We start from the raw sequence: 17844 nt of genomic DNA, 5'->3' as shown, positions 1-17844 counted from the left end.
CGTTTCATGTCGATCAAATCGGACAAGTGGATCCGCCGCATGGCGGCGCAGGGCATGATCGAACCCTTCGAGCCGGGGCAGGTGCGGTACGCCGGGGAGGAGCGCATCATCTCCTACGGCACCTCCAGCTATGGCTATGACGTGCGCTGCGCCGACGAATTCAAGGTGTTCACCAACATCAACTCCACCATCGTGGACCCCAAGTCCTTCGACGAACGCAGTTTCGTGGACGTCAAATCGGACGTCTGCATCATCCCCCCCAACTCCTTCGCCCTGGCGCATACGCTTGAATATTTTCGTATTCCGCGCTCAATCCTGACCATCTGTTTGGGTAAAAGCACCTATGCAAGATGCGGATTGATAGTAAACGTTACGCCCCTGGAGCCGGAGTGGGAGGGGCATGTGACCCTGGAGTTTTCCAATACCACCCCCCTGCCGGCGCGGATCTATGCCAATGAAGGAGTGGCGCAGATGTTGTTCCTGGAGTCCGACGAGGTCTGCGAGACTTCCTACAAGGATCGGGGCGGCAAGTATCAGGGGCAACGGGGCGTGACATTGCCCAAGACCTGAGCGGCCCCGGCCGCGCATGGCGGGGTTGGCCTGCGGCACCGGCCAAGACTGATTCCAGAACATGACAGCGACCGCCAATTCATGTTTAATGGCGGTTTTCCCGGCGAGCCCCCGCCGCGGTTTCGGGCGTCGGGTCGCGGCCCCGACCCCGGGCCGCAAGCCAAGAGGTAGCTTGAAGATGCAGCAACAGACGGCCGACCACCACGCAGACCCCGTGGTGGGCTACAGCCTACACAACCGCCGTTATCTGAACGTCACCAACCGTTGCACCCTGCGCTGCGCCTTCTGCCCCAAGTTCAACAAGACCTGGGAGGTGCAGGGATACCCCCTGCGGCTGTATCAGGAGCCCACGGTGGAACAGATGCTCGACGCAGTGGGCGATCCGAAGGATTACGAAGCCGTGGTGTTCTGCGGCCTGGGCGAACCCACCCTGCGCCTGGACGCCGTCCTGAGCGTGGCCCGGCAACTCAAGGCCCGGGGCGCCCCCGCCATTCGCATCAATACCGACGGTCTGGCCAGTCTGGTCCACGGCCGGGATGTGACCCCGGAGATGGCCGGCTGCATCGATGCCCTGTCCGTCTCCCTCAATGCCCAGGATGCCTTCACCTACGAACGGCACTGCCGGCCCAAACTGCCCGGTGCCTATCCGGCCCTGCTGGACTTCGTGCGTGCCGCCCGTGTCCATGTGCCCGAGGTCACCGTCACCGCCGTCGACGGCCTTCCGGGGGTGGACATCACCGCCTGCGAAGCCATTGCCCGGGAACTGGGGGTGGGGTTTCGTCGTCGGGTCCTGGACCTGGTGGGCTGACGATGTCCACCCTCACCGACCGCGTCAACACCCTGGGCAGCCACCTGCGGGCACGGTACGGCCAGCGGGTGCACAAGCTCACCGTGAGCGCCGGATTCATCTGCCCCAACATGGACGGCACCAAGGGCCGCGGCGGTTGCAGCTTCTGCAACAACGCCAGTTTTGCCCCCCAGGGGCAGGACGGCGGCGCCGTGCGCCGGCAGCTGGACGAGGGCAGGGCAGTGGTGGCCCGGCGCACCGGCGCCCGCCTGCACCTGGCCTATTTTCAGGCCTACACCAATACCTACGCCGAGGTCACCCGCCTCAAGGCCCTCTATGATGCCGCCCTGGAACAGCCGGGGGTGGTGGGGCTGTCCATCGGTACCCGCCCCGACTGCGTGCCCGACGAGGTGCTGGACCTGCTGGTTTCCTACCAGGAACAGGGCCATACCCTGTGGCTGGAGCTGGGCCTGCAGTCCGCCTTCGACGAGACCCTGGTCCGGGTCAACCGGGGGCACGGCTTTGCCGAATACCAGGACGCCGTCCGGCGTGCCCGTGACCGGGGGCTATCCGTTTGCACCCACCTGATCATCGGTCTGCCCGGCGAGACCCCCTGGCACCAGCGGGAAACCCTGGTCCGGGTCTTGAATGAAGGCACCGATGGCCTCAAGCTTCACCCCCTGCATGTGGTCCGGGGCACCCGCCTGTCCCGCCAGTGGCGCGCCGGCGAATACCGGCCCTGGACCCTTAACGAATATGTGAACACGGCGGTGGACATGATCGAGATGACCCCGCCCGAGGTGGTGTTCCATCGCCTGACCGCCACGGCGCGCAAGCCCCTGCTGCTGGCACCGGACTGGTGCGGCAGCAAGTGGACGGTGATCAACGCCATCGAACAGGAGCTGACACGGCGGGGGACCCGGCAGGGTGCGCGTCCCCTGCATTCAGACAGTCACCTTCCAGGAACCCAGGAGAGTTGTTGATGAACCCAGATCGTATGGAGCTGGTCTGTCCGGCGGGCGGCTTCCCGGCGCTCCGGGCAGCCGTGGACAACGGCGCCGATGCCGTTTATCTGAGCCTGCGCGGCGAGACCAATGCCCGTAACTTCCCGGGCCTGAACTTTGACCGCAAGGCCCTGCAGAAGGGCATTGCCTACGCCCGGGGCAAGGGCGTGAAGGTCTATATGGCCCTCAATACCTATCCCCAGCCGGACATCTGGACCGCCGCCACCCAGGCGGTGGATGTGGCCGCCGAGGAGGGCGTGAACGCCGTCATCCTCGCCGACATGGGGCTTTTGCGCTATGCCGCCGATACCCACAAGGATCTCACCCTGCATCTGTCGGTCCAGGGTTCCGCCACCACCGCCGATGCCCTGAACTTCTACCACGAGCGCTACGGCGTGGTGCGCGCCGTGCTGCCCCGGGTGCTGTCCATGTCCCAGGTGGCGCAGGTGATCGAGCGGGCCAAGCTGGACATCGAGGTGTTCGGTTTCGGTAGCCTGTGCGTGATGGTGGAGGGCCGCTGCATGCTGTCCTCCTATGCCACCGGCGACTCACCCAACACCAAGGGGGCCTGCTCCCCCGCCCATGCCGTGCGCTGGATCGAGACCGGTCGCGGTCGCGAGGCGCGGCTGAACGGCGTACTCATCGATACCTTCAAGCCCGGCGAAAGCGCCGGCTACCCGGTCATCTGCAAGGGCCGCTATCAGGTGGGCAGTTGCGATGACACCATCTACGCCATCGAGGAACCCACCAGCCTGAGCACCCTGGACATCCTGGCCGATCTGCTCAAGATCGGCGTCAAGGCCATCAAGCTGGAAGGCCGTCAGCGCAGCCCCGCCTATGTGGGACAGGCCACGCGCGTCATGCGCCAGGCCCTGGATGCCTGCCACGCCAACCCCGATGCCTACACCCCGCGGCCGGAATGGGCCTCCCAGCTCGCCGGCATGTCCGAAGGACGCACCCAGACCCTGGGTGCCTTGCACAGAGCCTGGCAATGAAACTTTCCCTGGGACCCATTCAGTATTACTGGCCCCGCGAGCGGGTCATGGAATTCTACGCCGCCGTCGAACAGTGGCCGGTGGACATCGTCTATCTGGGCGAGACGGTCTGCTCCAAGCGTCGCGAGCTGCGTGCCGCCGACTGGCTGGAGGTGGCCGATCGTCTGGCCGCCGCCGGCAAGACCGTGGTCATGTCCACCCTGGCCCTGATGGAAGCGGAATCCGAGCGCCTGGCCCTGGAACGCCTGGTGCAAAACGGTCGCTTCATGATCGAGGCCAACGATGCCACGTCCCTGGGCCTGTCCCTGGGCAAGCCCTTTGTCGCGGGCCCCAACATCAACACCTACAACGCCGGTACCCTGCGCGAACTGCGGGACATCGGCGCGGTGCGTTGGGTGATGCCGGTGGAGCTGTCCCGGCATATCCTGGAAGGCATGCACAAGGCTCGGCCCGACGGACTGGAAACCGAGGTGCTGGTGTTCGGTCGTCTGCCCCTGGCCTTCTCCGCCCGCTGCTTCACCGCCCGTGCCCGCAACCTGCCCAAGGACAGCTGTGAGTTGGCTTGCCTGGACTATCCGGCGGGCCTGCCCCTGGCCACCCAGGACGGCAGCGGCTTCCTCACCATCAACGGCATCCAGCTCCAGTCCGCCGACCCCAACAACCTCATCGAGGCCATGCCCGAACTGCAGGCCATGGGGATCGATGTGGTGCGCATTTCTCCGGAACCGGAAGGCACCGAGGCAGTGGTCAGGGCCTTCCGCGGCTGCATCGACGGCAGCCTGACCCCGCGTCAGGCCCTGGATGCCATGAAGCCCCTGTTCCCCCGCTTCTGCGACGGCTACTGGGAGGGTGACGCCGGCATGAACTGGCGGGAGAGCGTATCGGCATGACGGTCCGGCCCTGCCGGGTCTGGACCGACGGCATCGCGCCGGGGGCCGAGCAGGTGGCCCGGGACCTTCGCCATCTGGCGGGTTCCGTGGCCGCCGACGAGGCCAGGCTGCGATTCCATCGCTATGAGCCCACCGCCAGCCTGGGCCGTCACGAAGCCGTCTGTCACGGGGTGCGCGGCACCTACTGCCAAGAGGCGGGCATTCCCGTGGTGCGTCGGCTCACCGGCGGTGGGGCCCTCTATCTGGCGCCGGGGCAGTGCTGCCTGAGTCTGACCCTGCCCCGTCACTGGCTGGGGGGGGGCGATACCCTCACGGCGCTGATGGCCCGGCTCAACCGCGCCCTGGTGCGGGCCCTGACCGGCCTGGGCATTTCCGCCCATACCGCCTTTCCCAACGACCTGGAAGTGTCCGGGCGCAAGCTGGGGGCGGGCTTTCTGGCCATCGAGGCCGAGGCCGTGCTCTACCAGGCGGTGATCCTGGAAACGCTGGATACGGAAGTTTTGCTCAAGGTGCTTCGGGCGCCACGGGAAAAACTCAGCGCCCAGGGCATCCTCAGTGCCCGCAATCGTTTCATCACTCTGGATGAGATGCCGATCAGGGATCTGGACATGGTGGCTCTGAAGGAGGCCGTTACCCACTCTCTGCTTCGGGAGTTGGCGCTGGAGGGCATGATGACCGCGCCGGATCCGGTGCACGACAGGGCACGGCCACCACCGGACATGCCCGTGGACCCTGCCCTGGACGAAGACTGGTCGGCAAGCGCGGACTGTAGCTGGCAGGCGTTCCTGCCCACCCCCGGCGGCATCCTGCAGTTGCGTCTGTTGCCGGACGATACCGGCCGGGTGATCCGGGCGGCCCATTTCTCCGGCGCGGTGCATGTGGCGCCACCGGATCTGTTCCTGTCCCTGGCCGAAACCCTGGCCGGTGCCCCCATGGATGCGGCCGAAGTGCGCATGATCCGCCGTCTGCGGGCGGAGGACGTTCAGCTTCCGGGATTCGGTCCCGACGAATTGTGTCGGTTGCTGCGCCTGGCTCTGGGGCGCCGCGCGGAGCAGGGGCTGGGCCTGGATGTCCGGCAGGCCAACCGGCTCATGGTCCACCGGCCCGACGGTGTGGAAGGGGTCAAGGACATCCTGAACCGGGCCTCGGTCATGTTGGTGCCCTACTGCGCCAAGCCCGCCTGGTGCGACTGGCGCCACGAGGATGCCTGCCCTGAATGCGGTGGTTGTGACGTGGGGGAGGCCTATCGCCTGGCCCGGGAGCGGGGGATGAAGGTGGTGACCATCACCCGTTACGAGCACCTGTGCCGGGTGTTGGAGCAGATGCAGGCAGACGGCGAGCCCGCTTATGTGGGCATGTGCTGTCGGGATTTTTATCAGAAGCGCATCCATGCCTTCCGTGCCGCCGGCATCCCGGCGGTCCTCATGGACATCACCGGCGCGAACTGTTACGACCTGAATCAGGAGGAGGCCGCCTACGCCGGCGAGTTCACCGCCGAGGCCGAGCTGGACATGGGGCTGGTGGAGAAGGTGATGGTGTGGGTGCCGAGGAAGCCGACGGACTGATGCCGTTGTTTTCCCCGCGCCCCTCCACCTCAATCCCCCCCGCCCGGCCCGTCCGCCGGCAGGAACAGGCCCACCAGATCATTCAGGAACTGTCGCCCCGTCGCAGTCGCCACCAGTCGCGCCGGATCATCTTCCAGCAGTCCCCGGGCCATCGCCTCCGACCTTGCCGGTTCCAGGGCCTCCAGTCCCAGCCCCGTATGGCGGGTGAACAGGGTTGACGGCACGCCCTCCACCAACCGCAGGGCGTTGAGCATGAACTCGAATGCCGTTTCTTCCGGGCCAAGCACCCGTTCGCCGTTCAGTGCCCGGCCGGAGCGGACGCCCTCCATGAAGGCCCTGGGTTGACGATGACGCCAGCGGCGCAGGATGCGTCCCTCCGCCGGTAACGTGAGCTTGCCATGAGCTCCGGCGCCGATGCCCAGATAATCCCCGAACTGCCAGTAGTTGAGATTGTGTCGGCACTGTCGCCCGTTCCCGGCATAGGCTGAGACCTCGTAGTGCGCAAACCCCCGGGATGCCAGTCGCGCCTGCCCCTCGGTTATCATCGCCCACTGGGTGTCCTCGTCGGGCAGGGCGGGAGGGGCGGCGGCAAAGGCCGTGTTGGGCTCCAGGGTCAGTTCATACCAGCTCAGGTGCTCAGGCCCCAGATCCATGGCCGTGTCCAGGTCAGCCATGGCCTGGGCCACCGTCTGTCCGGGCAGGCCGAACATCAGGTCCAGGTTCAGGTTCTCGAATCCCGCCGCACGGGCCGTGGCCACCGCCTTCCGGGCCTCCCGTCCCGTATGGATGCGGCCCAGTGCCCCGAGCAGGGTATCGTCAAAGCTCTGGATCCCCATGGACAGGCGGTTCACCCCCGCCGCCCGGTAGCCCTCGAAACGGGCCTGTTCCACGGTGCCGGGGTTGGCCTCCAGGGTGATTTCCGCATAGGGGCGGCAGATGAGGCGGGCGCGGATCGCCGACAGCAGATGTTCGATGGCCTCGGGGCTCAGCAGGCTGGGGGTGCCGCCGCCGATGAAGACACTGTCGATGCATCGCCCCCAGACCATGGGCAGTTCCGTCTCCAGGTCCGCGATCAGGGCCTCCACATAGGCCTGTTCGGGAATCTTGTCGGCGGCATGGGAATTGAAGTCGCAGTAGGGGCACTTGCGCACACACCAGGGGATGTGCACATACAGGGTCAGGGGCGGTGGAGGTTGCGAAGAGAGCATGGGATTCCAGCTTGCGGTGGCAAGGTCCGGTCTCAAGTGTGCCGCACCCGGTTATCTTTTGTAATCCTCCAGGGAAATGCTGAACAGGCCCCTCGCCGTCACCCCCTCGAAGGCGGGCGTCTCGGCAAATTTCCCACCGTCACTCCCGCGAAGGCGGGAGTCCATGGTTTACGGTCTGCGAATGGATTCCCGCTGGCGCGGGAATGACGGGCTTGGATCATCCCTAAAGTCTCACCCATGCCTGCCGATAAACCCATCAGGTCCATAGTATCCGGCACAGGTGGTCCATGATCCCGCCCGTCTCCACTCCCGTCCTTCAGCCCACCACCCGATCTGCCGCGCCGGTGCCGGCGGCGCCTGATGGAGAGGCCGCCGGTGTCCTGGCCGACCAGGAAACCCGGCTCAACGAACATCAGGACTATCGCATCATTCGGCAGGTTCTGTTGCGGGATCAGCCGAAGCTCGAAGCCGGGGCCGGTGCTTCCCCGAAGGCCTCATCTTCTTCCTCCGAGCCGGTATCCCCCTCCGGGTCACCCGCGTCCGGGGCGGCTCCCGACCGTGGTGTGGAACTCCAGTGGCAGCAACTGGGCGTCTCCCGCCTGGACGTGAGCATCCGGGGCGCGGAGACCGGCGAGGCGGCGCGCATCCGCTTCGAGTCCGTGCGCATGGAACGTCTGCAGGTCAGTCTGGGCGGGGCGCCGCAGCAGGCCGATCCTCTGGTGCTGGATCTGGGTGGCGAGGGCATTACCACCACCGGGGTGGATGGCGGTGTGCGCTTCGACATCACGGGCGACGGGCGGCGGGAGCAGGTCAGCTTCGTCACCGGCAACAGCTGGTTCCTGGCCCTGGATCGCAACGACAACGGCGTCATCGATGATGGTCGGGAACTGTTCGGGGATCAGCACGGTGCCGCCCACGGTTTCGAGGAGCTGGCCAAGTTCGATGATAACGGTGACGGCGTGATCAACGCCCAGGACAGCGTGTTCGAACGTCTGCGTCTGTTCCAGATGGGGGCGGACGGGAGCCAGCGGCTCAAGACCCTGGAGGAGGCGGGCGTGGCCGCCATTCACCTGGGCTATGATCAGACCGCCCGGGCGCTGAATGCCTATGACGTGGTGGCCCAGCAGGGGCAGTTCGAGCGGACCGACGGCAGCAGGGGGGAGGCTTCCGACGTGCTGTTGGGCTATCGTGACCTGACCGCCTGAGAGAAACACCGATCAAGCCATGCCGCCTTTCCCCGCAAAGTGGCGGTGCGGACATGTTCTCCGCCGATGGATGCCCCTTACCGCGGCCCGCCCAGATGCGCCAGCAGCGAGGTGAGCGCCTGACCCCGATGACTGCGCCGGTTCTTTTCCTCGGCGCTGATCTGTGCCGCCGTCAGTCCCAACTCCGGCACCAGGAACACCGGGTCGTAGCCGTGTCCGCCATCTCCCGCCGGTCGCAGGGCCACGGCCCCCTCCCAGGTCCCTTCGCAGAGGATCGGCGAAGGATCCCGGGCATGGCGCAGGAAGGCGATGACGCAGCGAAAGCGGGCGGTGCGCCGATCCTCCGGAACCCCCTTCAGGGCTTCCAGCAGCTTGGTGTTGTTCTGCTCGGCATCGGCGCCGGGGCCGGCGTAACGGGCCGAGTAGATCCCGGGCGCCCCGTCCAGGGCGTCCACCTCGATCCCCGAGTCATCGGCCATGGCTGGCAGGCCGGTTTGTTCGGCGGCATTGCGGGCCTTGAGGATGGCATTTTCCACAAAACTCAGCCCGGTTTCCTCGGCTTCCCTGACCTGGAAGTCGGACTGGGGCAGAATCTCATGGCCGCTGCCGGCCAGCAGATCCGCAAATTCCCTGACTTTGCCGGCATTGCCGGTGGCGAGCACGATTTTCATTCTTGGCTCCGAAACGCGATACGGTGGGAGTGGCTGGTCATCTTTCGCGGCCGAGGGCCGGCTCCCACAGAGGCCCGTGCCCGTGGGAGCCGGCCTGCCGGCCCCCATCCGGTGGACTCAGTTGCCCAGGGCCGCCTGCTGGGCCTGGATGATCTCGGCGATTCCCTTGCGGGCCAGGGCCAGCATGCCGTCCAGTTCCTCGCCCCGGAAGGCATGGCCTTCCGCCGTGCCCTGGATCTCGATGAAGCCGCCGGCTTCGTTCATGACCACATTCATGTCCGTTTCGGCGGCGGAATCCTCCAGGTAATCCAGGTCCAGTACCGGCACGCCTTTGTAAATCCCCACGGAGACCGCCGCCACACTGCCGAACATCGGGTCGCGCTTGATCTGCCCCCGGGCCTTGAGGCCGGCAATGGCGTCGCACAAGGCCACGTAACCGCCGCTGATGGAGGCCGTGCGGGTGCCGCCGTCGGCCTGGATGACATCGCAGTCCACGGTGATCTGACGCTCGCCCAGACCTTCCAGATTGACCGCCGCCCGCAGGCTGCGGCCGATCAGGCGTTGGATCTCCAGGGTGCGTCCACCCTGTTTGCCCCGAGCCGCCTCCCGGCCCATGCGCTCATGGGTGGCCCGGGGCAGCATGCCGTATTCGGCCGTGACCCAGCCCCGACCCTTGCCCTTCAGGAACGGTGGTACTCGCTCATCCACGGTGGCGGTACAGATCACTCGGGTATCGCCGTACTCCACCAGCACGGACCCCTCCGCATGCCGGGTGAAGCCGCGGGTGAAGCGGATGGGGCGAAGCTGGTCCGGGGCACGGCCGCTGGGTCGCATGGGGAACTCCTGAATCGGGCAAATGGCCGGGGATTATAGCGTTCCAGACTGCCCTGATGTAGGCCGGCTTTCCCGCCTGTGCCGGGATGAAGGGTGGCGCCCTCTTGCTGTGGAAGGCCTGAAAGATCATTTATACTCCCTAACAAAATGTTTGTTCAGAATATGTCCAGGGGGATGTTTTACTGTTGTCCCGGCTCACTGGGGCCTGTTCCCGGCCATCAGTCGTGCCGCCATCCCTCCTTCAAGATTCTGTTCCCCCGCTTCTTGACTCGGTGGCTCCAGTGTTTTGTCCGGCAGAACCGGCGGATATACCCATGGAGGGTTGCGGACGACATGTGCCAGGATGAGAGCTGACATGGTTTGGTCATTGAAGGGATCCGACGCGATTTCAGGGATGGCCGTGCTGGTGGGTCTGGGGGTCCTGATGGCCGGGGCCTGTCTGCCCGCCGCCGCCGATGAACTGTTCGCCCTGGAGCAGGACTATTTCATGGATCTACCGGTGGCACTCACGGCCACCCGTCTGCAGCAGCCCCTGATCGAGGCGCCCGCGTCGGTCACCGTGATCGACCGCCAGTGGCTGGAAAGGAGCCAAGCACGCAGTCTGGCGGAGGTGCTCAGGATGGTACCGGGGTTCCTGGTGGGCGGTGAGAACGGCAACCGCCCGATCATCACTTATCATGGTCTGGGTGAGCAGTTCGTGCGCCAGTTGCAGGTCCTGGTGGATGGCCGGTCCATCTATACCCCCACCAACGGTGGTGCCCAATGGGGCAGCCTGGGCTTGAGTCCCGATGATATCGAGCGCATCGAGATCATCCGCGGCCCCAATTCCGCGGCCTACGGTTCCAACTCCTTTTTTGCCATCGTCAACATCCTGACCCGTCACCCGGCCGAAACCCAGGGGCGGCAACTGGTCACCCGCCTGGGTTCCCAGGGTGTCCGGGATCTGTGGATACGCCATGGGGGCACCACGCCCCGGGCCGCCTATCGGCTGACCTACCATCACCAGGAAGATGACGGCTTTCGCGGCAAGCAGGATCAGCGCCGGCTGGATGCCGTGGATACACGCCTCGACTGGACGCTTTTGCCGGGCGTCACCCTGACCAGCCATCTGGGGGCTACCCAGGGGCAGAAGGGATCCGATGGTGCCGCCAGCCGCATGAATCCCCCTCGCACTTTCGAGCGGCAGACGGAATACGTGCACCTGGAGCTCCACAACAGCCGTGACCCCGACGCCACCTATCGGTTGCAGTACTACTATCAGCATAACGACCTGACCGATGAATACATCGCCCTGGACTTGCAGGGCAACCCTTTCGACACCAATCGCAACTCCCGTTCACGGCGCCATGACCTTGAGGCGGAGTCCCATCTGAAGATCTCTCGCGCCACCCGAATGGTGTGGGGGGTGGGTGCGCGTCTGGACAGCTCCGAATCCCCCTATTTTTCGACGGCCTGGATTGGGTGCACAATCGGCTTTACCGGGTATTTGCCAATCTGGAGTGGTCGCCCGACCCTCGCTGGTTGCTGAACCTGGGCGGCATGTACGAGCACAACGACATCACTGGCGATGACCTGATGCCCCGGGCGGCCCTGGTCTACATGCCCGACGAGTCCCACAGTTTCCGGCTGGTGGTTTCCAGGGCAATCCGCACCCCGAGCCTGGCTGAAGAGAAGGTGCGCACCGCCGACGGGGCCATTGCCTCCGGCGGCGGCCTGGCGCCCGAGGTGATCCGATCCCTGGAGATGGGCCATCACGGCCACTGGGCCGGTGGCCGTCTGGTCACCGACATCAAGCTGTTTCGGAACAAGCTGGAGGATCTGATCCAGATCCCCTACAAGGTGCTGTACGGCATCGAGCCGGAGGGAGAATTCGTCAATGCCGGCGGCATGATCCTGCAGGGCGTCGAGACCCAGGTGACATACCGGCCCGGTTCACGGGTGTGGCTGCATGGAGGGCTGTCCCTGCTGTCCAGTCGCGGCAGCGACCGCGAGGCCCGCCTGCAAGTCGAGTCGGTGCCGGCGCACATTGTCAACCTGGCCCTGTCGTTTGCCCCGTCCGAGCCCTGGCTCATGACCGCCGAGTATTACCATTATGACTCGGTCCGTTGGATCGATGACCCGACCGGTCCCACCACCGATGCCGGTGATGGTTTCCTGGACCTGCATGTGCGTCGTGACCTGGGATCCCGGGCACAGGCGGCCCTTTCCCTGACCGATGTCCTGGCGCGGGGGTACGATACCCGTTCGCAAGGTTCACTGGTCAAGCCGAATCGTCGCAGCACCGAGGTCTATGTCAGCCTCCGGGTGGATTTCTGAGCTTTCCATGATCAGGAGCGGGATGAGATGACTGCGGATGTCGTGATCATCGGCGCCGGACTCTCCGGACTGGCCTGTGCGCTGACCCTGCATGAAAAGGGTCGTGAGCCATTGATCCTTGAGGCCTCCGATGGGGTCGGCGGTCGCATCCGCACCGACTACCAGGAGGGGTATCTGCTGGATCGGGGCTTCCAGGTGCTGCAGACCTGGTATCCGGAGGCGCGGCGCTTTCTGGACTACGAGGCCCTGGAACTCAAGCCCTTCCACACCGGGGCCCTGGTGAGGATCCATGGGCGCACCCACCGGGTGAGCGATGTCTGGCGGCAGCCTTCCAGACTACCGGAGATGCTCTGGTCGCCGGTGGGTCATTTGCCGGACAAGCTGCATCTTTTGCACCTGCGCCGCCGTTGTCTGCGGGGCGACCTGCGTGAGCTGTATCATCGTCATGAGCGCCATGCCCTGACCCATCTGCGGGAAATGGGGTTTTCCGAACGCATCATCGAACGGTTTTTCAAGCCCTTTTTCAGCGGCGTGTTCTTCGAGCCGGAACTGGAAGTGTCTTCCCGGGCCTTCGAGTTCGTGTTCCGGGCCTTTGCCCTGGGGGATACCGCCTTGCCCGCCCTGGGTATGGAGCAGATCCCACGGCAACTGGCCCAGCGCCTGCCTGTGGGCACGATCCGGCTCGACACCCGGGTGGATCGGATCGAGGGTAACCGGGTCTTTCCGGTCGCCGGCGAGCCATTGCAGGCCCGTCACATCGTCGTGGCCACCGACGGCCCCGAGGCCGCCCGTCTGCTGGGGCTGGAGGCATCGGAGCCGGTGCCTACCCGAGGGACCACCTGCGTTCATTTTGGCGCCGGACAGGCGCCTTTCGAGGGGGCCTACCTGATGCTCAATGGGGAGGGGCATGGCATCGTCAACAGCGTGCTGTGTCCCTCCGAGCTGTCCTCCCATTACGCCCCGGTCGGACGTGCCCTGGTGACCGTGAATGTCCATGGCGCCGAACACGATCCGGACGTTCTGGAGGCGGATATTCGTCGCCAGCTGACGGACTGGTTCGGCGCTGAAGTCAGTCAATGGGAGCGCCTCGCCTGCTATCGACTGCCCCGCGCCCTGCCGGTCCAGGCGCCGCCGGTTCCCTGGCCGGGCGAGGTCCCGCTGCGCCACGGCGAGCACCTGTGGTCCTGCAGCGAACTTGGGGCGGCCCCGTCGATCCAGTGGGCGCTGCACCTGGGGCGTCGCGCCGGCGAGGAAATCGCGACTGCCGGAGACTGACATGGGGTGTGGTCCGGGGGCCGGCATGAATGCGCTACAATCAACCCCACATTCGAGACCGCAAGGACACCCCATGATCCGCAGCATGACCGGATTCGCCCGTTGTGAATCCTCCGGCGATGTCGGCACCCTGGCCTGGGAACTGCGCAGCGTCAATCACCGTTATCTGGACGTGAGCACCCGTCTGCCCGAGGAGCTGCGCTCCCTGGAGGGGCCGGTGCGTGAGCGGGTCACCGCCCGGCTGGGGCGGGGCAAGGTGGAGTGCACCCTTCGTTTTCGCAAGGCGGACAGCGCCGACAGCACCCTGGAGCTCAACGACGATCTGGCCAAGGAACTCATCACCACCGTGGTCAAGGTGGAGCACTGGATGATGAATGCCGCCCGCATGAGTGCCATGGAGATCCTGCGCTGGCCCGGGGTGGTGCGTCAGTCCGAACCCGACCTGCAGCCGGTGCATGCCGCCGCCCTGAGCCTTCTGGACCAGGCGCTGGAGGCACTGATCGACCATCGTGCCCGGGAAGGCGCCCATATCCATGGCCTGCTGGAAAGCCGCTGCCGGGCCATCGGCGAACAGGTGGCTCAGGTGCGTGCCCGTCGGCCGGAGGTGGTGGCGGCCTTGAGGGAGCGCTTGCGCACCCGTATCGGCGAGCTGGGTGTGGATCTGGAACCCGGACGTCTGGAGCAGGAGCTGGCCCTCCAGGCACAGAAGCTGGACGTGGCCGAGGAGCTGGACCGTCTGGACGGCCATGTGAAGGAGGTCCTGGCCTGTCTGCGGCGGGACGAGCCGGTCGGGCGGCGCCTGGACTTCCTCATGCAGGAGTTCAACCGGGAGGCCAATACCCTGGGCTCCAAGGCCAACGACATGGAAACCACCCAGTCCTCGGTGGAGCTGAAAGTGCTGATCGAACAGATGCGGGAGCAGATCCAGAATATCGAATGAGATCCTGTCCCCACCCACGCCACCCGATGCCGAGCCTTCATCCCCGTGCCGCATTTTCACTTCAACCTCAGCATCTCCCGCGACGACTACCTGCGCTACTACAGCGGCGCGGCCTCGGCGGTGGTGGCCATGTCCCGGGAGGGGCGGACGGTGCGTTTTCCGGCCTCCGCGCTGCGCCCGTTCGTGCTGCACGACGGGGTCCATGGGCACTTTCGGCTCACTGTTGACGACCAGTTCAAACTTCTATCACTGGAGCGCCTCTGACGCGCTTCGTCCCCTTGAAATCCTCCCGGACGGACCTATATCTGCTCACGACAGGGGCTAGCAGCCCAACCCGACGAGCAGTGAACAGGAGGACGTTATCATGTTGACCCGTTATGAACCCTGGAGTCTTCTGAATCAGTTGTCCCGTGAACTCGATCGCCTGCACGGCAGCGGTTACGGCAACGAGGAAACCGCCGCCGCCGCCGACTGGGTGCCGGCCGTGGATATCCGGGAAGAGAAGGACGCCTATGTCCTGCATGCGGATGTCCCCGGCGTGGACCCCAAGGACATAGAAGTGCACATGGAAAACGGTGTGCTCACCATCAGCGGCGAGCGCAAGGCCGAGACCAAGGAAGAGCGGGAGAACTACAAGCGGGTGGAGCGCATCCGCGGTAGCTTCTTCCGTCGCTTCAGCCTGCCGGACACCGCGGATGCCGAGCGTATCTCCGCCCGCAGCGTGAACGGTGTACTGGAAGTCCGCATTCCCAAGCAGGAGAAGGTTCAGCCCCGGCGCATCTCCGTGGAGGGCTGATGTCCGGCGACGGTCTTTTCCCGTGACACCCACCTTGCGCCGCGTTCCCACGCGGCGCACTTGCTTTCGGAGTATCCTGACGGGCCATGGAATACAAAGATTACTACAAGGTACTCGGGGTGGAGCGCACCGCCACCCAGGATGAACTCAAGAAGGTCTATCGCCGTCTTGCCCGCAAGTATCATCCGGACGTCAGCAAGGAACCCGATGCCGAGGAGCGGTTCAAGGCGGTGAACGAGGCCTACGAGGTCCTGGGTGACCCGGAAAAGCGCAAGACCTACGATCAACTGGGCAGCCACTGGCGCCCGGGACAGGATTTTCGTCCGCCGCCGGACTTTGACGCCTGGTTCGGAGGGGCGCCCGGCGGACGTGCCGGGGGTTTTTCCGGTGGTTTCCAGGACGGTTTCACCCAGAGCGATTTTTCCGAATTCTTCGAGGCCCTGTTCGGTCGGCAGGGCGCTCAGCGCACCCGCGGCCACCGTACCCACCGGGGTTTTGCCGGCCAGGGCGAGGACAGGACCGCCCGCATCCGCCTGGACCTGGAGCGCGCGGTAAAGGGCGGCTCCGTCTCCGTCCGCGTCGGCGACCGGACCCTGCAGGTGAAGGTCCCTCCCGGTGTGACCGAGGGGCAGCGCATTCGCCTGACGGGGCAGGGCACCCCGGGCATCGGCGGTGGCCCTGCGGGGGATCTGTATCTGGAGGTCCATATCAAGCCTCATCCCTATTTCCGCCTGGAAGGTCGGGATGTCCACCTGGACCTGCCGATCACGCCCTGGGAGGCGGCTCTGGGGGCGACGGTGAACGTGCCCACCCTGGACGGGCGGGTGGACATGAAGATCCCCGCCGGTTCCCAGTCCGGCCGCCGTTTACGGCTCAAGGGGCGTGGTCTGCCGGGAACCCCGCCGGGGGACCAGTACCTGGTGCTGCAGATCCACACCCCGCCCGCGGACGAGAAATCCGCTCGCTCCCTGTACGAGCGCATGAGTCGGGAGATGCCTTTCGATCCCAGGGCGCATCTGCGGTCCTGATGATTTCCGTGACTGAAATCGCCGCGGAAGATCACCGTGATGGGGCGGCGATGGCCGGCATTGAACCCGCGGACTTACCGACAGTCTCAATGGAGGCCTTGGCAGACCCTTTGTCGCCACTGCTGCGTAGGTCTCTTTATCGTCATTCCTGCGTAGGCTCCGTTGTCGTCATTCCTGCGTGGGCCCCGTTGTCGTCACTCCCGCGCAGGCGGGAGTCCAGGATTTTCAACCCGTGACTGGATTCCCGCGTTCGCGGGAATGACGGGGTGGGAATATTCCTGGGACGGGATCGGAACGTTCCAGGGAAGCGCGGGGCCTTCCTTTCAAGCAACTCAGTGTCTTGACGTCAAGAATTCGCCATGAGAACGAAACACCTTCATCCGTTGTGCAAACCTCTCCTGTGGCCCCTCCTGCTGGTACTCCTGCTGGGCCTGAGCCTGCCGGCAGCCGCCCGCCTGCCGGTGGAGGTGGATGGCGAGCCACTGCCGTCCCTGGCCCCCATGCTGGAGCGGACCATTCCCGGCGTGGTGAACCTGGCCACCCGGGGGCGGGTGCAGGAACGGGGCAGCCCGTTGTTTGATGACCCCTTCTTTCGCCGCTTCTTCGACCTGCCCCAGGTCCCCCGGGAACGTCAGACCCAGGGCCTGGGTTCCGGCGTGATCCTGGACGCGGAGAAAGGCTTCATCCTCACCAATGACCACGTGATCCGGAACGCCGATGAAATCGTGGTCACCCTACACGACGGCCGGCGTCTGGACGCCAAGGTGATCGGTACCGATCAGGCCACCGACCTGGCGGTACTGAAAGTGGCGGCCGAGGGTCTTCAGGCGCTCCCGGTTGCCGATTCCGATGCCCTCAAGGTAGGGGACTTCGTGGTGGCCATCGGCAACCCCTTCGGCCTGGGACAGACCGTGACCTCGGGCATCGTCAGCGCCCTGGGGCGGACCGGGTTGAGCGTGGAGGCCTACGAGGACTTCATCCAGACCGATGCCTCCATCAATCCCGGCAATTCCGGCGGCGCGCTGGTGAATCTGCGGGGTGAGCTGGTGGGCATCAACTCCGCCATCCTCACCCGCGGCGGCGGCAACATCGGCATCGGCTTTGCCATCCCGGTGAACATGGCCCTGCAAGTGATGGATCATCTGGTGGAATACGGCGAGGTACGGCGCGGACGCCTGGGGGTGTCGGTCCAGGACCTGACCCCGGACCTGGCCCGGGCCTTCGGCATCGAGCAGACCCGAGGGGCGGTCATCGCCCGGGTGGAACGGGGATCGCCCGGGGCACGGGCGGGACTCAGGGAAGGCGATGTGGTGACCCGGGTGAACGGGCGGGTCATTCGCAATGCCGCCGAACTGCGCAACGCCATCGGGCTGCTGCGGGTGGGTTCCACCGTGGAGCTGGAAATCCTGCGGGACAAACGGACCCGGGTGATCCGGACCCAGGTGGGCGAGATCCAGGTCTCCACGCTGGAGGGCGGGCGTATCAGTCCCCGCCTGGAAGGTGCGGCCCTGGGCGAGATTCAGGAAGACTCCCCCCTTCACGGCGAGGTGGAAGGGGTGGTGGTGGTCCGGGTGGCACCGGGTTCGCCGGCCGCCCGCGCCGGTCTCAGGCCCGGCGACCTGATCCTGTCGGTGAACCGTCGTCCGGTTACCAGCCTGGAGGACGTCAGGCAGGCCGCCGGCGCCGGCGGGCAACGGCTGCTGCTGAATCTGCGCCGTGACAACAGCGCCTTCTTCCTGCTGTTGCAGTAGGTTCCCGGG

18 protein-coding genes are annotated in these 17844 nt (G+C 65.6%); 15 read left to right on the top strand and 3 right to left on the bottom strand.

Going from position 1 to position 17844, the window contains the following annotated elements; all coding sequences use genetic code 11:
- Window positions 1–6: 6 nt before the first annotated feature.
- The 6 genes from dcd (at window position 7) to ACLF6L_RS13735 (ending at window position 5811) form a co-directional block, all read left to right on the top strand.
- On the top strand, window positions 7–570 hold the full coding sequence (dcd, locus tag ACLF6L_RS13760; RefSeq protein ID WP_412851900.1) for a dCTP deaminase: 564 nt from the start codon (window positions 7–9) through the stop codon (window positions 568–570).
- 178 nt (window positions 571–748) lie between these two features.
- Window positions 749–1378, top strand: coding sequence for a TatD family nuclease-associated radical SAM protein (locus ACLF6L_RS13755; RefSeq protein WP_200175680.1), 630 nt, complete (start codon window positions 749–751; stop codon window positions 1376–1378).
- Between the two features lie 2 nt (window positions 1379–1380).
- Window positions 1381–2340, top strand: coding sequence for a TIGR01212 family radical SAM protein (locus ACLF6L_RS13750; RefSeq protein ID WP_412851899.1), 960 nt, complete (start codon window positions 1381–1383; stop codon window positions 2338–2340).
- A 14-nt stretch (window positions 2341–2354) separates the two neighbouring features.
- The gene (ubiU, locus tag ACLF6L_RS13745; RefSeq protein ID WP_210386910.1) at window positions 2355–3356 is read left to right on the top strand and encodes a ubiquinone anaerobic biosynthesis protein UbiU; all 1002 of its coding nucleotides are present in this window, start codon (window positions 2355–2357) and stop codon (window positions 3354–3356) included.
- Window positions 3353–4246: a ubiquinone anaerobic biosynthesis protein UbiV gene (gene ubiV / locus ACLF6L_RS13740; RefSeq protein ID WP_412851898.1), complete on the top strand. Its 894-nt coding sequence runs from the start codon at window positions 3353–3355 to the stop codon at window positions 4244–4246. Before ubiU ends, ubiV begins: the two co-directional genes overlap by 4 nt.
- Window positions 4243–5811: a lipoyl protein ligase domain-containing protein gene (locus tag ACLF6L_RS13735; RefSeq protein WP_412851897.1), complete on the top strand. Its 1569-nt coding sequence runs from the start codon at window positions 4243–4245 to the stop codon at window positions 5809–5811. The genes ubiV and ACLF6L_RS13735 overlap by 4 nt, the downstream gene beginning before the upstream one ends.
- Window positions 5812–5840: 29 nt before the next feature.
- Here ACLF6L_RS13735 and hemW read toward each other — a convergent pair whose 3' ends face one another.
- A complete protein-coding gene (gene hemW / locus ACLF6L_RS13730; RefSeq protein WP_412851896.1) occupies window positions 5841–7019 on the bottom strand; it encodes a radical SAM family heme chaperone HemW in 1179 nt (392 codons plus the stop codon).
- A gap of 287 nt (window positions 7020–7306) precedes the next feature.
- On the opposite strand from hemW, the gene ACLF6L_RS13725 reads away from it, so the two are divergent.
- The gene (locus ACLF6L_RS13725; protein WP_238616301.1) at window positions 7307–8224 is read left to right on the top strand and encodes a hypothetical protein; all 918 of its coding nucleotides are present in this window, start codon (window positions 7307–7309) and stop codon (window positions 8222–8224) included.
- A gap of 77 nt (window positions 8225–8301) precedes the next feature.
- Here the strand turns inward: ACLF6L_RS13725 and rdgB are convergent, their stop codons facing one another.
- Both rdgB and rph read right to left on the bottom strand, forming a co-directional pair.
- A complete protein-coding gene (rdgB, locus tag ACLF6L_RS13720; RefSeq protein WP_238616300.1) occupies window positions 8302–8895 on the bottom strand; it encodes an RdgB/HAM1 family non-canonical purine NTP pyrophosphatase in 594 nt (197 codons plus the stop codon).
- 117 nt (window positions 8896–9012) lie between these two features.
- A complete protein-coding gene (rph, locus tag ACLF6L_RS13715; RefSeq protein ID WP_412851895.1) occupies window positions 9013–9729 on the bottom strand; it encodes a ribonuclease PH in 717 nt (238 codons plus the stop codon).
- Window positions 9730–10084: 355 nt separating this feature from the next.
- Here rph and ACLF6L_RS13710 point away from each other — a divergent pair, with 355 nt between their 5' ends.
- The 8 genes from ACLF6L_RS13710 to ACLF6L_RS13675 all read left to right on the top strand — a co-directional run bounded on the left by ACLF6L_RS13710 (window position 10085) and on the right by ACLF6L_RS13675 (window position 17835).
- Window positions 10085–11257 (top strand): TonB-dependent receptor plug domain-containing protein, encoded by a 1173-nt coding sequence (locus ACLF6L_RS13710; protein ID WP_412851894.1) that lies wholly within the window; start codon window positions 10085–10087, stop codon window positions 11255–11257.
- Window positions 11191–12045 carry a TonB-dependent receptor plug domain-containing protein gene (locus tag ACLF6L_RS13705; RefSeq protein ID WP_412851893.1) on the top strand — a complete coding sequence of 285 codons (855 nt, stop codon included), beginning with the start codon at window positions 11191–11193 and terminating at the stop codon, window positions 12043–12045. The genes ACLF6L_RS13710 and ACLF6L_RS13705 overlap by 67 nt, the downstream gene beginning before the upstream one ends.
- 27 nt (window positions 12046–12072) lie before the next feature.
- Window positions 12073–13320: a protoporphyrinogen/coproporphyrinogen oxidase gene (locus ACLF6L_RS13700; RefSeq protein ID WP_412851892.1), complete on the top strand. Its 1248-nt coding sequence runs from the start codon at window positions 12073–12075 to the stop codon at window positions 13318–13320.
- 73 nt (window positions 13321–13393) lie between these two features.
- Window positions 13394–14260, top strand: a complete 867-nt coding sequence (locus ACLF6L_RS13695; RefSeq protein ID WP_412851891.1) for a YicC/YloC family endoribonuclease — start codon at window positions 13394–13396, stop codon at window positions 14258–14260.
- Between the two features lie 45 nt (window positions 14261–14305).
- Window positions 14306–14524, top strand: a complete 219-nt coding sequence (locus ACLF6L_RS13690; protein ID WP_008932461.1) for a DUF2835 domain-containing protein — start codon at window positions 14306–14308, stop codon at window positions 14522–14524.
- A 97-nt stretch (window positions 14525–14621) separates the two neighbouring features.
- Window positions 14622–15056 carry an Hsp20/alpha crystallin family protein gene (locus tag ACLF6L_RS13685; RefSeq protein ID WP_238616518.1) on the top strand — a complete coding sequence of 145 codons (435 nt, stop codon included), beginning with the start codon at window positions 14622–14624 and terminating at the stop codon, window positions 15054–15056.
- 86 nt (window positions 15057–15142) lie between these two features.
- A complete protein-coding gene (locus ACLF6L_RS13680; RefSeq protein WP_238616294.1) occupies window positions 15143–16084 on the top strand; it encodes a DnaJ C-terminal domain-containing protein in 942 nt (313 codons plus the stop codon).
- Between the two features lie 359 nt (window positions 16085–16443).
- Window positions 16444–17835: a DegQ family serine endoprotease gene (locus ACLF6L_RS13675; protein WP_238616293.1), complete on the top strand. Its 1392-nt coding sequence runs from the start codon at window positions 16444–16446 to the stop codon at window positions 17833–17835.
- Window positions 17836–17844: the final 9 nt, after the last annotated feature.

It is taken from the genome of Ectothiorhodospira shaposhnikovii, assembly GCF_047222355.1.
GTDB lineage: Bacteria > Pseudomonadota > Gammaproteobacteria > Ectothiorhodospirales > Ectothiorhodospiraceae > Ectothiorhodospira.
This window is presented reverse-complemented; position numbering and strand designations above follow the sequence as displayed.